Source organism: Bacteroides sp. AF39-16AC, from assembly GCF_003602735.1.
GTDB classification, from domain to species: domain Bacteria; phylum Bacteroidota; class Bacteroidia; order Bacteroidales; family Bacteroidaceae; genus Bacteroides; species Bacteroides uniformis.
In genome coordinates this window covers 126,533-143,254 of sequence record NZ_QTLN01000009.1, presented here as the reverse complement: position 1 = coordinate 143,254, position 16,722 = coordinate 126,533, and the positions used below count along the sequence as shown (strand labels likewise).

Sequence of the window (16,722 nt, the reverse complement as noted above, 5' to 3'; positions counted from 1 at the left end):
CCACTTAAATGAATTTAGTATATATGAAGACAAAGATATATTTAGGAATACTTTCACTTGCATTGGGTCTTTCGCTGGCTTCGTGCAGTGAAGATGACGACTATACTATCCACACCACCCCGATTCTGAACGAATCGTCGGTGGTGACGGGGTCGTCCGATGTGACCGCCACTACCGCTACGCTCCATGCCACGCTCTCCGGGTTGGATGGCATGGATGCCGGAAGCTATAAGACCGGCTTCTTCTATGGCTCTGCGCAAGACAACCTGCCCGAGGACGTGCAGGCTGCTTATGACGGCAGCGCCTTCAGTGCTCAGTTGAATGGGTTGAGCAATAACTCCACGCTCTATTATCAGGCTTATGTATGCTTGCAGGGCAAGGTGTATTACAGGGGCGAGGTGAAGAGCCTGCTCACCACCAATGCCAAGGTGGCTACTGCCGATGCCGCATCTGTCGACTTCGCTTCGGCTGTATTGGGTGGAACGCTGACCGATGCTACGGCCGATGCTACTTGTGGTGTTGTTATCTCTACTTCATCCGATGTAGAAGCGGTTCGTGCAGGCCTTATAGTGAAGAGTGAGGAACTTAAGGACAGCTATTCATTCGTCCATGAAGGGTTGGTGCCCGAAACGCAATACTATTATGCGGCTTACCTCAATCTGGGTAGCGGCATTGTGTATGGTGAGGTGAAGAGCTTCACTACTCCTGCCTATGACTTCAATCTCGACAATGACCTTGTCGACCTGGGACTCTCCGTGATGTGGGCTCGCTTCAATGTGGGTGCCAAGAGCGAGACTGGACTGGGTGGCCTTTTCGGATTCGGTGACTTGACCGGATGCAACAATAGCATCGACCCTGCCGACTATGCTTCGGCCGATACTTATAAAACGGCTTCCGACTTGGCTTTCCGTGCATTTCAAGGGCGTGCCACACTGCCTACTGCCGATGATTTCGAGGAACTCTTCACGTTGTGCCAGAAAGAGTGGACTGAGCAGAATGGAGTGACAGGTTTCAAGTTCACCGGTCCTAATGGTAATTCCATCTTCCTGCCTGCAGCCGGTACGCGTGTGGCAAACGATGTGACAGCGCTGGGTACTGAAGGATATTACCTCACCGGTACTGTCAACTCTTCCAATACAGAATTTGCGGTAGGTTACCAGTTTGCAGCTTCTGTCAATCACCGTATCACTGCCGCAGTTTATCAAGGTATGGCTGTACGCGCTGTTTCCACAGCCAAGAACGTACCGTTCAACAAGGCTCTGCTCTATCAGAAGTGGTATCTTGACAATGGCCAGGACGGTAAGCAGCACGCGTTTGAAGGACCTTTCACGCAGTGGGGTGTTACGGACAACTGGAGTACGGTTTCCAACGGACAACCCAACATTGAACAGCAGATTCATTGGGAGATGGGTACGGATAATGGCTGGATAGGTTATACTTACGGAAAGGACTATGGTTATATGGAGCTCAAGGAGGACGGTACGGTGAATATTCATCGTATTGCCGAAGACGGTACCGTGACCGATGAAACCGGTAAGTTTACGATTGACGAGGCGAATAAAGTGATTGACATCGACATAGATGTGCTTTGCGCCAATACTTCGATTGGTACAAAGAGCGGTAAGCTGAACATTCTGTCGTTGACTGCCGACGGCTTGCAGATTGCCCTGCCCGATGGCGACTATGGCTATTCGTTGAACTATTACAGCCAGGCCAAGGCCGATGCCGATGCGCAGGTTTCGGTGTTGCTCAATATCGCCGATTCATCATGGGGAGGAAGTTGGGATGCACCGCTTGCAGCCATTTCGCCCGAAGACTTGGCTGGACAGCACACGTTTGTTTTCGATGGAACTTGTACCGATGCTATGGTGTTTACGCTTGACTTTGCCGGTATGGCGAAGCGCTATCCCAATTCGTTTGTACGCATTGACGACATCAAGCTGGACGGTACTTCCATCCGGTTTGATGCCAACCGCTTCTATTATGGCGACATTGAAGGAAACGGTAAGTACCGTGTTCAGTTGTTCAATGCTTATGGGGCTGGTTCTGTAGGCAATGCAGTTCCCCTCAGTCCGTTCAGCAATGTAGAAAATCAAGGTACCGAGCCTGCCATCCATTTCAAGGAGAAGCTTGAGATTGTCTGCACCGTCATTACCGACGGTACCGGTGCAGGTATTTATACGCCCAATCTGGTTACTGTCAATCCGGATTGGGGAAGTGCATGGGGATATAACGCAGGAGCTACGTTCGAGGTGAAATACGAGAACTTCCAGTACAGCCTTGTGGCTTCTCAGTTCGACATTAAGTACGAATCTGCCGACTATGCGGCAGGTTCCATCATGACCTTCGTTGAAGTGGCTGACATTTACAAGTATTTCCCCGGTTTACATGCCACACTTGACAACCTCTATCTGGATGGCAAGGAAGTGACATTTGATGCATCCAAAGTGCTCGATGCCAATGAATCCCCGAAGTATCGTCTGGAACTTTGGAATTGCTATGGGGCAACAAAGGATAAAGGGTGCGCTTTCGGTACTCCTGATGGTGATGTTATCAAGGAACTTGGTTTCAGCAGTTCTATGGAAGTGAAGTTCACGTTCCACACTCTTTTCTCTGTTCCTGAATGGTAAGAGGGATAGACGGAAATATACTGGTTAGATAGGAAATCCGGGATGCAGGCCATCCCGGATTTTTTGTTTTGCCCTCACCGGTGTGCATCGTTCTGATATAGATTGAAGAACCATAGAGAGAATAAAATAAAGGAGGTGGTCCGTAAGGCGGCGCTTTGATAGCTCTTTGCCTTGTACTTTGTTCGGACGGGATGGGTACTTATTGCGATAAACATAGTGATTTTATGGTATCTCCACTAAAGTGGTCCGCCTTGTTCATAGTAGTGAACAAATCAGCCCACTTAGGTGAACAAACTTGTTCACCTAAGTGGGCCGTTCATGAATCTTTGTACTGAACCGGACAGACAAAAGGGCGGAAGCGGAGAAAAGCAGGGGCTTTCTCTAAGATTGGCTGCTATTTTCCTTCGTAATCAAAGTATTCAAAGTCTGCATATGCTTTTGAGGTTTGAGAACCGGAGACGGCATACAATCCCAGCATGATTCCCGTAAAGCCACCGGCAGTTTCTGTACTGATATAGCGCGTATTCATTCGGCCCAGTTCTTTGAAGTCCTTTCCGTTTGTGGCATACTCGAACGAATAGATTTCGTTGCTGCCTTTTACACGGAGTTGTACTTTCCCCTGGGGCAGAATAACTTCCTTTTCCGTATGGGTCAATTCATTCAATTGGTAGCGCAATACTACAGCTTGTTTCCCGTCTGCCAATTGCTTGACTAATAAATCGTAATGGGACGATTCGAACATGTAGACCGTCAGGCCGGCTTCGTCGCCACTGGCGGCTTTTTTCAGTTGCATGGAAGTGGTGGCTGTGAAGTCGATATGTTCTTGCCGGCGGCCGGCAAAAGTAGGACTGCCTTTCCCGTTGTTCAGGTTTACGGGGGTTGCTTTCAGACGGAGGTTACCGGAAGCAAAAGTATAGTTTTCCGGATGATAGTTTCTGATATGAACCCATTCGGGACCTAATTTGCCGTTTTTGAAATCGGTGCGTGCAGGCTTGGGGGCAAGAGGATGTTGCGGTAGGGTTGGCACATCCATTTGCAGGGCTATTGTGCCATCTCCGTTTACTACCGGCCAGGCATTCTTGTCCCAGCGCACGGGAGCAAGGAACGTTTCGCGTCCCAGCAGGTGATGGTTGCCGCTTTGCGGACGGAAAGCGAGACACACCATCCACCACGAACCGTCAGGGGCTTGTATCAGGTCGGCATGGCCGGTTCCTTGTATCGGGCTGTTTTGTGCATTCTTGTTGATGTGGGTCAGGATGGGATTGGCGGGATTCTCTTCGTACGGGCCGTCTATATCGCGGCTACGGGCTATTGTCACTTTGTGGCCGTATTCCGTGCCGCCTTCGGAAATCAGCAGATAATACCAGCCGTCTTTCTTGTAAATATGCGGCCCTTCAGGGTGCCGTCCGCCCGTGCCGTTCCAGATGCGTTTGGACTCGTTGAGTTGTTCGCCGGTTTTGGGGTTGATTTCGCACAGATAGATACCTACGCCCGGATTGCTGACAAGGTAACACTTGTCGTCTTCAAAATAGAGGGACGGGTCTATGCCGCCTTGCTTGAGCCATATGGGTTCTGACCATTCGCCACGCGGGTCGGTAGTGTGTACAAGGAAGTTGCCTTTGTCGGACACGTTGGTGGTAATCATGTAGAATGTACCGTCGTTGTAGCGGATGGTGGGTGCATAGATTCCTCCCCACGGGCCGGCGTCGTGAAGCGGCAGTTGTGAGGGGCGCGTCAGGCAGTGTCCGATTTGTTCCCAGTTGATGAGGTCTTTGCTGTGGAACAACGGTACGCCCGGAAAATATTGGAAACTACTGTTGACCAGATAAAAGTCATCTCCTGCGCGGCAGACACTCGGGTCGGGATGGAAACCGGGAATAACGGGATTTTGATAACCTTGCCGGTTTTGTGAAAAGCAGGACAGGCTGAGCGCCAGTCCTAAAAATAACATCATCTTTTTTCTCATAAGTACATTGTATTTTAAATAGTTTATCAGATATACGAATCAGTAGTTGAAGGAAGTATTTATACGCAAAAATAAAGTATTCCTTCGGTTCAAACAAGCCGGATGTGTCCGATGTCATTCAATGATTACTTTTGAACCCTATTCGGAAACAAATGATACCGTTGCAGATAACATGACATCGGTGTGTTTTCCGCCTTTTCCGTTACTTTTGCTTTCACTGATTTAACCATTATTTTTAATACGTAAAGACATGATGAAGAATATCATTGAAAAATTCCAAATTTGCCTGGTGCTGTCGGCACTGCTTTTCTCTTCTTTCGTTGCCGCATGTTCCGGCAATGATGATACTGTGACTCCGGAAATAACGATTCCCGCGAACATTCTGACAGATGGAATGACTTTCTCCAAGACCGGAGGAACAAGTACGCTGAACATCAAGTCGAACGTTGCATTGGAAGTTACCAGCAGCGCACCGGAGTGGTGTAAGGTTACTGCCGAAAGTTCTGCTTCGAATAGTATTTTGAAGTATACCGTTATGGCAGAAGCCAATACAGACACGAGTGACCGTGAAGCCAAGGTAACGGTGAAAGCCGGAGGCAGCGAAGTAGGGAGCTTCACAGTGAAACAGACGGCTGCCGACGGACTAATCATATCCAACTCTACCTCTTTCGACCTGCCAGCTGCGGGAGGAGATGTCTCTGTAGTGGTGGAAACCAATGGTGACGTACAAGCCGTTTCCGATGTTTCTTGGATAAAGGCGGTCAATACCCGTGCCATGGAAGACAAGATTTTCAAGTTTACCGTCTCTCCCAATCCTTTGGGAGCGCGCGAAGGCCATATCTCTTTTACTTTGGGTAGCCTGACGGAGACTGTGACCGTAAAGCAGGGTGCGGGCGAAACCGGCAATATGGAAAGCGATGCCAGGACACTTGCCGCCAAGATGTATGCAGGTATCAATATCGGCAACACGCTGGAAGCTTGTGATAACAAGAACAAGATAGCGGGCGAAACGTTATGGGGAAATCCTAAAGTAAGCGAGGCATATGTCAAAGGGCTGAAGGCATTGGGATTTAATGCGGTACGCATCCCTTGTGCGTGGGATTATTACATTGTGAATCCATCGACCTATGAGATAGATGCTGTATGGCTCGACCGGGTGAGCGAAGTGGTGGGTTACTGTGTAGCCAATGATATGTATGCCATTGTCAATATCCATTGGGATGGCGGTTGGCTCGAAGAGAGTATCACTCATGGTTACAGCAGCGAAGTAGATGCCAAGCAGAAAGCTATCTGGACACAGATTGCCAATAAACTGAATGCTTATGACGAGCACCTGCTCTTTGCCGGATGTAACGAACCCGGACAGCAAGACCAGGGGAACGTTGGGACATCGGCCATAGATGCCATTCTGAAATATGAACAGACCTTCATTGATGCCGTGCGTGCCACCGGAGGAAATAATGCGAGCCGTTGCCTGATTGTGCAAGGCCCTTATACCAATATCGACAAGACGGTGAACGACTACACGATGCCCAAGGACGAAGTGCCCGACCGTCTGATGGTGGAAGTCCACTTCTATGATCCCTATCAGTTCACCATGATGAACCATGACGAAACCTGGGGCAAGGTATTCCTTTATTGGGGTAAGGACAATCATGTGTCCGGCTCCATTCACAATGCCACCGCTAACGAAGAAGATTATGTGAAGCAACAGTTCCAGAAGATGAAGAAGGCCTATGCAGATAAAGGAATTCCTGTGATTGTGGGTGAATACAGCGCCATGAAGCGTACAAAAGAAGACAAGATAGAGGGTACTGCCGAACCTGCCTATCCCGACATTGACCAGGAGATGCACAACAAGAGCCGCGCCTATTGGAATGAGGTAGTCACCCGCGAGGCGAAAAACCACGGTTGCGTCCCCTTCTATTGGGAAACCGGCGGTGACATGAACCGTGGTACGGGTACGGCGAAGGAGGCTTATGCCATTGAGGGCATCATGAAGGGAGCCGCAGCCGGTAAATACCCTTACTGATTGAGTGGTGGATAGAATAAAAGACAGTTTTCAAAAGTATCATATAAATAGGTTTTATAGGTTACAAGGATTGTTGATATAGTTTTTTTTGATTGGTTATGGAGAAGTATGTCCGCGAGAGATATGCTTCTCCTTCTTTAAAAATCCTTGTCTTTCCTTGCTTTTCTGTTCGTTTTTCACTTCATTTGCAATAAAAATAACTTTCCTTAGCTCTGATAGTATGAAAAGACTGCAACTACTGCTCTTGTGGGTTTGGATGGTATGTTTCTCTGCTGCTTCACACAACTACATGTTTAAACATTTGGAAGTGAAAGACGGACTTTCCAATAATCAGGTTAATGCCATTTATAAAGATTCAAACGGATTCATGTGGTTTGGTACAGCTTCGGGGCTGAATCGCTATGATGGTTACAATATTAAGATTTATCGCAGCCAGAAAGATGATGAGAAATCTCTTCCCGATAGTTATGTCGAGGATATACAAGAAGATACGTCCGGTAATTTGTGGATACGTACGGGAGGCGGGTATGCCATTTACAACTCGGCTTCCGATGTTTTTGACCGTAATGTGGAAGCCTGGATGTGGAACATCGGTCTGACCGGAAATCCTTCACTTATTTATATTGATAAGGAAAAGACTTTCTGGATCTATATTAATGGTAAAGGTGTTTACAGCTATAGAGAGGAACAGAAAAATGCCGTAGCAGTAAAGGGGGCGGATGAACTGCTTGCGAAAGCCGAAGTGTCCGACATGAAAGAATGCGGCGAAGGAATCCTGCTGGTTCTGAGTAACGGTATCTTGGTTTGTATAGATGAGGAAAAGCAAAATATCAAGTGGACCAATCCGGACATTGCCGAAGATTGCAGGGAAGTAAAGAATGCTACCTTTGATTTGTTTGTCGACCATAGTGGGCGGGCGTGGATATTCAGTGTGGAGGGGATGTGGATTTATAGCCTTTCTCAGAAGGTTTGGGAACAGCGTTCTCCCCGAACGGACACCTACAATACCGTACGTGCAGTGGCACAGGATAAATACGGATGTATATGGGTAGGCAGGGATCAGGATGGCGTTGAATTGATAGAACCGGCGGGACGGAAAATCCGTCTGGCGAATGAACCTAATAACGGGCGTACTCTGTCCAACAATACAATAACGGCTCTTTATGAAGATGAGGCCGGTACGATGTGGGTGGGAACCTACAAGAAAGGCATCTCTTTCTATAATGAAAGCATTTTCAAGTTCGGTATTGCCGATGTAGGCGACATCAATTGCGTGGAGGACGGAGGCGGTGACATCGTATGGCTGGGAACCAACGACCGCGGGCTGGTGCGCTGGAATAGCGTGACAGATGAACGTATGGTTTTTTCGCATACGGCAGATCCCCACTCTATCTCGAGTGATGTCATAGTCTGCCTTCTTCGGGACAGTAGCGGCAGAGTGTGGGCAGGTACTTTCTGGGGCGGACTGAATTGCTATGATGGGAACCGCTTTATCCATTACCGGTCCCGTAAGGGAGACAGTAACTCGCTGGTCTATGACAATGTATGGGCATTGGCAGAAGATGCGGACAAAAATATCTGGATCGGTACGTTAGGGGGAGGATTGCAATGCCTGAATCCTCAGACGGGGATATTTACCACCTATTCTACAGGTAATTCAAACCTTGTGTCGGACTATATCTCATCCCTCTGCATCAGCTGTGACAATAATCTGGTTATCGGTACTTCGGCAGGGATGGCTTTCATGGACCTGAGGACCGGCGAGATTACAAATTTTGCAGGTACAAAATCGGGTAAGACCAGACTTTCCAACCAAAATATCAATCAAGTTTACGAAGATAGTCGCGGTTTGCTATGGATAGCCACGCGTGAAGGCTTGAATGTATATGACAGCAAACGGGATGAATTGTACGAAGTGCCTATCAAGCCCGGTTTCTCCAAACTATTGATATTAGGTATTACGGAAGATGAAAACAAAAGTATATGGATCAGCACCGGAGGAGAACTGATAAACGTGGTGTTGTCCGTTGACAGCAAGACGGAGCAGCCCGTGTTCCGTTGCTATACCTATAATGACAAGGACGGGTTGCAGAGTTGTGACTTCAACCAGCGTTCCCTCAAACGACTGCATACGGGCGAGATTGTAGTGGGAGGACTGTATGGGCTGAATCGCTTCCAGCCGGGCAACATAAAGTATAACCGTACGTTGCCCAAGGTTATGTTTACCGGTTTCCAGTTGTTCAATGAAGACGTGAAGGTGGGCAAGGAGTATGCAGGACGTGTCATCTTGAAGGAAGCTTTGAATGAAACAGAAGAAGTTGTCTTGGATTATAAGCAGAATGTGTTCACGGTGCTGTTTGCGTCGGACAATTTCGTGCTGCCCGAAAAGACACAGTATTTCTATAAATTGGAAGGATTTAATGAGAACTGGCTGACGAGTATGTCCGATATGCATCGCGTTACCTATACCAATCTGGCTCCGGGGACTTACATCTTAAAAGTGAAGGCTACAAACAGTGACGGATATGCGGGCACTGAAGAGGCTTCGCTCAAGATTGTCATTCTTCCGCCTTTCTGGATGACTCCGTGGGCATATATCGTTTATGCTCTTCTGATAGTAGGAGTTGTTTCCTTTTCACTTTATGCCGTACAACGGAGGGAACGTAATAAGTTCAGAATCCGCCAGATAGAGGAAGATGCGAAGAAGAGGGAGGAGTTGAGCCAGATGAAATTCCGCTTTTTTACGAATGTCAGCCATGAGTTGCGTACGCCGCTTACGCTGATTATATCGCCGATGGAAAGTATGATGAAGGAGATTACGGACGAAAAACTGCATGGCAAGCTGCAACTGATGTACCGCAATGCGCAGCGTTTGTTGAATTTGGTCAACCAGTTGCTCGATTTCCGTAAGAATGAGATGGCAGGATTGCATCTCACTTTGTCCGAGGGGGATATTGTGGCGTATGTGCGTAGCATATGTGCTTCTTTCCTGATGCTTTCTGAAAAGAAACATGTACATCTGACATTTTTTTCGGCCATGGAATCGCTGAATATGTCATTCGACGAGGATAAAATTGGTAAAGTTGTGATGAATCTTCTATCCAATGCCTTCAAATTTACCCCGGACGGGGGACGTGTGGATGTGGCATTGGAAATGTCGAAAGAGATGTCCGGAAGATTGCTGATAAAGGTATCGGATACCGGTGTTGGCATTAGGGATGAAGACAAGGAGCGAATTTTTGAACGTTTCTATCAGGTGGAGCAGGAAGAACCGGAACACCAGTCAACGGGTAGCGGTATTGGCTTGAGCCTGGTACGCGACTTTGTGACGCTGCATGAGGGCACGGTGCGCGTTGTTGACAATGTGGGGTCCGGTAGTGTGTTCCTGATTGAGCTTCCGGTTAAACATGTGCATGTAAGTCCTTCCAAGCCTGCACTGCTTGCAGAAGAGGTGGAAGAGCATGAGGAACTTTTGCCGGATATGGAAGAAGAGCCGCTTCCGGATGAACTGCCGGACGATATGGGGGAGGATAATGAAGATGAAAAAGAGAAGCCGTTGGCCCTGATTGTGGATGATAATGAAGATTTGGTTGCCTTCATGAAAGATAGTCTGAGCTTGTATTTCCGTATACAGTCAGCTTCTAATGGCCGGGAAGCTTGGCAGAAAATACCGGAACTGATGCCGGATGTTATTGTCAGCGACGTAATGATGCCCGAGATGGATGGAAATGAACTGTGTCGCTGGGTGAAGACCGATAAACGCACGAGTGACATTCCGATGATATTGCTCACTGCACGGCAGGCTGTGGAAGATAAAGTGGAGGGGTTGACCATCGGTGCAGATGATTATGTGACGAAACCTTTCAATGTGGAAATCCTGATTCTGCGTATGCGCAAGCTGATTGACCTGAGCAAGAAGCGCAAGGCAAAGTCGCTCATCGACCCCGAACCGAGCGAGATAGCCATTACTTCGCTGGACGAAAAGTTGGTGGAAAATGCCATCAAATATGTGGAGGCGAACATCGGTCGGTGTGACTTGTCCGTAGAAGAGTTGAGCCGGGGATTGGGTATGAGCCGGGTACATCTTTACAAGAAACTCTTGCAGATAACCGGTAAGACACCCATTGAATTTATCCGTGTCATCCGTCTGAAAAGAGCGGCGCAGATGCTGCGCGAGAGTCAGCAGAATGTATCGGAGATAGCGTATCAGTTGGGCTTTAACAACCCCAAGTATTTCAGCAAATATTTCAAGGATGAATTCGGTGTTTTGCCCTCTGTTTATCAGGAAAGAGAGGGCAAATAACAAAAGATACCCTTTATGGAAACATATTGTTTTTTAGGGGAATCAAAAGCGCCCTTTTGTTTCAACATCAGGGGGGCTCGTTTTTGGAGGAAATTTTCTATTTTTACATCAGAGAAAATTCACTTTAAAAACAGTAATATGAAATTGAAAAACACTTCAGTTTATTTGCTTGCCGGATGGATGCTCGCCGCATGTTCCGGAGGCGGATTCCAAAAGACCGAGAACGGTGTTGTTGTGGAAGTCAAGCAGCAGCAACCGACGGATGTGCGTAAAGTAAGATTGGAAGTAATGGGTGAGAAGCTCATTCATGTATCGGCTACTCCTGAGAAGGAATTTTCAAAGGAGCAGAGTCTCATTGTGATCCCTCAACAGAATAAGACCGACTTTAAGGTCGAAGAGCAGGGCGATGAAGTGACTGTCAAGACATCGGAATTATGTGCCATTGTGTCCAAGACAACGGGTGAGGTATGCTTCACGGATACCGATGGCAAGCAGATTCTGGCTGAAGACTCTGACGGGCGGACCTTTACTCCGGTGGAAGTGGAAGGTACGAAAGGATATACAGTACGTCAGGTATTCCAGTCGGCAGGCAATGATGAGGCTTTCTATGGCTTGGGCCAGCACCAGGCGGATGAGTTCAACTATAAAGGTAAGAATGAGGAACTGTTCCAGTACAATACAAAGGTGTCTGTACCCTTTATCGTGTCTAATAAGAACTACGGTGTGCTTTGGGACAGCTATTCGCTCTGCCGTTTCGGTGACCCGCGCGATTACTCACAGCTGGGTGATGTCTTCAAACTTTATGATAAAGAGGGCAAGGAAGGTGCTTTGACCGGTACATATATTCCGGGCAAGAAAGACGTGGAAACCCTTGTACGTCGTGAGGATTCTCTTTATTTTGAACATCTGGACCGTGCCGCACATCTGAGTAAGGTGATTAATTTGCCTGCGGAGTTCCCGTTCGGAGGGTCCGACGTAGTTTATGAGGGAGAAATAGAACCGGCAGAAAGCGGCTTGTTCCGCTTCATCCTTTACTATGCAGGCTACATGAAAGTATATATTGATAATGAGTTGGTGGTTCCCGAACGTTGGCGTACGGCTTGGAATCCTAACAGTTATAAGTTTGCTGTCAATCTGGAAGCGGGCAAGCGCGTTCCGTTGAAGATAGAGTGGAAGCCTGATGCCGGTGTTTCTTACTGCGGTCTGCGGGTATTGAGTCCGGTGGCTGATGAAGAACAGAACAAACTCTCCTGGTGGGGTGAAATGCAGAATGAAATAGACTACTATTTCGTTTATGGTGATGATATGGACGATGTGATTAGCGGCTACCGTACATTGACAGGTAAATCCCAGATTATGCCGAAATGGGCGATGGGTTACTGGCAGAGCCGTGAGAAGTACAATACGCGTGAGGAGGTTCTCTCCACCTTGAAGGAATTCCGTGAACGTCAGATTCCTATCGACAATATCGTAATCGACTGGCTGCACTGGAAGCAGGATTCTTGGGGAAGCCATGAGTTCGACCCCGAACGTTTCCCCGACCCGAAAGGAATGGTCGACTCCATCCACGCCATGAACGGACGTCTGATGATTTCCGTATGGCCCAAGTTCTATGCTACGACCGAACACTTCAAGGAATTTGACGAAAAAGGCTGGATGTATCAGCAGGCTATCAAAGACAGCATCAAAGACTGGGTAGGCCCCGGCTATCTGGGCTCTTTCTATGACGCATACGATGCCGATGCACGCAAGCTCTTCTGGAAGCAGATGCAAGACCACTACTATCCTCTGGGTGTTGACGCTTGGTGGATGGATGCCAGCGAACCGAACATACGCGACTGTACGGATTTGCAATACCGCAAGGACCTTTGCGGCCCGACGGCACTCGGCCCCTCTGCCAAGTTCTTCAATGCATACGCACTGATGAATGCTGAAGCTATCTATGACGGACAGCGCGGCGTGGAACCGGACAAGCGCGTCTTCTTGTTGACACGTTCTGGCTTTGCAGGATTGCAACGCTATTCTACTGCCACCTGGAGTGGTGACATCGCTACCCGTTGGGAAGATATGAAAGCGCAAATCTCTGCCGGCTTGAACTTTGCTGTCAGCGGTATCCCTTATTGGACCATGGACATCGGCGGATTCTGTGTAGAGAACCGTTATGTGGCTGGTCAGATGGAATTCAACAAGACTGGACGTGAAAATGCTGATTATAAGGAATGGAGAGAGTTGAATACCCGTTGGTATCAGTTCGGCGCTTTCTGCCCGTTGTTCCGTGCACACGGCCAGTATCCGTACCGTGAGGTTTGGAATATCGCTCCGGCAGGACATCCGTGCTACAACTCCATCGTTTATTATACGAAGCTGCGTTACAACATGATGCCGTATATCTATTCTTTGGCAGGTATGACTTATTTCAATGATTATACCATCATGCGTCCGCTCGTAATGGACTTCACAGCTGATGCAAACGTCAACAATATAGGTGACCAGTTCATGTTCGGTTCTGCCCTGATGGTGGCTCCGGTTTACGAATACGGTGCACGCAACCGCGAGGTTTATTTCCCGGCAAGCTGCGGTTGGTATGACTTCTACTCCGGTAAGTATGTGAACGGTGGCCAGAAACTGACAGTGGATGCTCCTTATGAACGTATCCCGCTCTACGTTTGCGAAGGTGCCATTGTACCTTATGGTCCGGATATGCAATACAGTGATGAAAAACCGGCTTCGGAAATCACTCTCTATGTTTATACGGGTAAGGACGGCGCGTTTACGCTCTATGAGGATGAAGGTGTGAACTATAACTACGAGAAGGGACAATATGCCACTATACCGTTTGCCTATAACGATGCTGAGGGTACACTGGTTATCGGCGACCGTACGGGTGACTTCCCCGGTATGCTGAAGGAACGTACTTTCAATGTGGTGAAGGTAAGCAAAGACCAGCCGCAACCGTTCGATTTGAAGGCGAAAGGCACAACGGTGAAGTATGACGGAAAAGCACAAACCGTAAAATTATAATCAGAATGATAGACGACGGTGCCAGGGAGAGAAGTCTTCCCGGTACCGATCTCGTCGTTCCTCGGTGCCGGGCACTTCCCCACTTCTGAATAGCTGTGAGAGAGGAGTAGGCACTCGATAATCTTTTAGATATTTATTACCATGAATAAAATCATATTGTCTTTGGCCATCGGGCTGTCCCTATTGGCCGGTTGCAATGCTCCTAAAGAGGTAGCTGGCGATGACCGTAGCTTGGATTTTACTGCCGACTGGGCCTTTCGCTTGGGAGATGATACGGCGGCAGCCCGTCTGGATTATAATGACGCAGACTGGCGGAAACTGAACTTGCCCCACGATTGGGCTGTTGAAGGAGAGTTCAGTCGGGACAATCCGTCAGGAACAGGGGGAGGTGCTCTGCCTGGTGGTATAGGTTGGTATCGTAAGACTTTTATTGCCGATAAGGTCGATGAGGGCAAGCGCTATCGCATAGATTTCGATGGTGTCTATATGAACTCCACCGTTTATATTAATGGGCATGAACTGGGAACACGCCCCTATGGATACATCTCGTTTAGTTATGATTTGACTCCTTATATCAAATGGGGGGAGAAGAATGTGATTGCTGTAAGAGTGGACAATGCCGAACAACCCAATTCACGTTGGTATTCCGGTTGCGGTATCTACCGTAATGTGTGGTTGACGAAACTGAATCCGGTGCATGTGGCACAGTGGGGTACCTACGTGACGGCAGAAGAAGTGTCGAAGAACAGTGCCCGGTTGAAGATACGTACCAGTTTGCAGTACGATGTAGAGATGCAGACGGAAGATTCCGTGCAGCAGGCCGACGGTACATATGTTGTGTTCGATTCGGAAATTATTCCTCTGGTTGATGTCGTCCTGCAATCCCGGTTAGTGGATGCCGACGGTCATGTGGTGGGTGAGGCTGTGTCGGAAGCTCAGCTGATGCCTGTCGCTCCGGCAGAAATGGAGCAGGAAATAGAATTGAAGAATCCTAATCTCTGGAGTATTGATGCACCTTATATGTATAAGGTAGAAAGCATCCTCAAGAATAAAGAGACCGGCGAGGTACTCGACCGTTACTATACTCCTACCGGCATCCGTACTTTCCGCTTCGATGCACAAAAAGGATTTATCCTGAATGGTGAACAAGTGAAGATAAATGGTGTCTGCATGCATCATGACTTGGGTTGCCTGGGAGCTGCGGTGAATACGCGCGCCATCGAGCGCCAGTTGGAGATTCTGAAAGAAATGGGTTGCAACGGCATCCGCTGCTCCCATAATCCTCCCGCACCGGAGTTGCTCGACCTTTGCGACCGTATGGGCTTCATCGTGATGGACGAGACCTTTGATATGTGGCGCAAGAAAAAGACCCGCCACGATTATTCACGCTATTTCAACGAATGGCACGAACGCGATTTGACTGACCTTATCGTGCGTGACCGCAATCATCCTTCCATCTTCATGTGGAGTATCGGCAACGAAGTGCTGGAGCAGTGGACGGATGCCAAAGCCGACACCTTGAGTCTGGAAGAGGCCAATCTGGTCTTGAACTTCGGTCACAGTGCGGATATGCTGGCAAAGGACGGAGAAATGTCCGTCAACTCACTGCTGACAAAGAAACTGGCAGATATGGTGAGAAAGCTCGATGCCACGCGCCCCGTGACGGCAGGCTGCAACGAGCCGAACCCGAACAATCATTTGTTCCGTTCCGGTGCGCTTGATATTATCGGCTTCAATTACCATGACGACTGGTTTGCAGGTGTTCCCGAGAACTTCCCCGGCAAGCCGTTCATCGTGACGGAAAGTGTTTCCGGCCTGATGACACGCGGTTACTACCGGATGCCGAGTGATTCGATGTTCATCTGGCCCGAACGTTGGGACAAGCCTTTCTATGATGCCTCGTTCTCTTGCTCCTCCTACGACAACTGTCATGTTCCTTGGGGCAACCGTCACGAAGGTACTATGCGTCATGTGAAGAACAACGACTTTATCAGTGGACAATACGTCTGGACGGGCTTCGATTATATCGGTGAGCCTACTCCTTACGGTTGGCCGGCACGCAGCTCTTACTTTGGCATTATCGACTTGGCCGGCTTCCCGAAGGATGTCTACTACATGTATCAGTCCGAGTGGCGTCCGGATAAGGCGGTGTTGCATCTTTTCCCGCATTGGAATTGGACGGAGGGACAAGACATCGATTTGTGGGCATATTATAACAATGCCGACGAAGTGGAGCTTTTCGTGAATGGAAAGTCGCAGGGTGTGCGCAGCAAGGGAAAAGACGATTTCCACGTCATGTGGCGCGTGAAGTATGAGCCGGGTACGGTAAAGGCTGTTTCCCGCAAGGAAGGAAAGACTGTGGCCGAGCAGGAAATCCGGACAGCGGGCGAACCTGCGCAGATTCGTCTCAGCCCCGACCGCAGTACCATTCAGGCAGATGGCAAAGACTTGAGTTTCATTACGGTTGAGATTCTGGACAAAGATGGAAATTTGTGTCCGAATGCCGAAAACGATGTGACCTTTGCCGTAGAAGGTGCCGGCTTCATTGCTGGAGTGGATAACGGAAGCCCCATCTCTATGGAGAAGTTCAAGGACAACCACCGCAAGGCTTTCTACGGAAAGTGCCTGGTGGTACTGCAGAACAACGGTGAACCGGGTGGTGTCAAGGTGACGGCTACGGCTGATGGACTGGAGAAGGCGACGACGGCGATTAAAGTTAAATGATAATTTGATGTGCTAATTGGCACATTAGCATATTAACCAATTAAGA

General features: G+C 48.5%; 6 protein-coding genes. 5 read left to right on the top strand and 1 reads right to left on the bottom strand.

Annotation, left to right across the window (positions count from 1 at the left end; translation table 11 throughout):
- Positions 1-8 precede the first annotated feature (8 nt).
- Positions 9-2,630, top strand: a complete 2,622-nt coding sequence (locus DW039_RS10085; RefSeq protein WP_120381905.1) for a hypothetical protein — start codon at positions 9-11, stop codon at positions 2,628-2,630.
- A 394-nt stretch (positions 2,631-3,024) separates the two neighbouring features.
- Here DW039_RS10085 and DW039_RS10080 read toward each other — a convergent pair whose 3' ends face one another.
- Positions 3,025-4,596, bottom strand: coding sequence for a glycoside hydrolase family 43 protein (locus DW039_RS10080; RefSeq protein ID WP_120381904.1), 1,572 nt, complete (start codon positions 4,594-4,596; stop codon positions 3,025-3,027).
- A 250-nt stretch (positions 4,597-4,846) separates the two neighbouring features.
- Here DW039_RS10080 and DW039_RS10075 point away from each other — a divergent pair, with 250 nt between their 5' ends.
- The 4 genes from DW039_RS10075 (at position 4,847) to DW039_RS10060 (ending at position 16,676) form a co-directional block, all read left to right on the top strand.
- Entirely contained in the window at positions 4,847-6,628 is a 1,782-nt protein-coding gene (locus tag DW039_RS10075) for a cellulase family glycosylhydrolase (RefSeq protein ID WP_118264286.1), read from the top strand.
- 220 nt (positions 6,629-6,848) lie between these two features.
- Positions 6,849-10,931, top strand: a complete 4,083-nt coding sequence (locus DW039_RS10070) for a hybrid sensor histidine kinase/response regulator transcription factor (protein WP_207810782.1) — start codon at positions 6,849-6,851, stop codon at positions 10,929-10,931.
- Between the two features lie 138 nt (positions 10,932-11,069).
- Positions 11,070-13,952 carry a TIM-barrel domain-containing protein gene (locus tag DW039_RS10065; RefSeq protein ID WP_120381903.1) on the top strand — a complete coding sequence of 961 codons (2,883 nt, stop codon included), beginning with the start codon at positions 11,070-11,072 and terminating at the stop codon, positions 13,950-13,952.
- Positions 13,953-14,093: 141 nt separating this feature from the next.
- Complete coding sequence (locus DW039_RS10060; protein WP_120381902.1) at positions 14,094-16,676, top strand: glycoside hydrolase family 2 TIM barrel-domain containing protein; 2,583 nt, start codon at positions 14,094-14,096, stop codon at positions 16,674-16,676.
- Positions 16,677-16,722 lie beyond the last annotated feature (46 nt).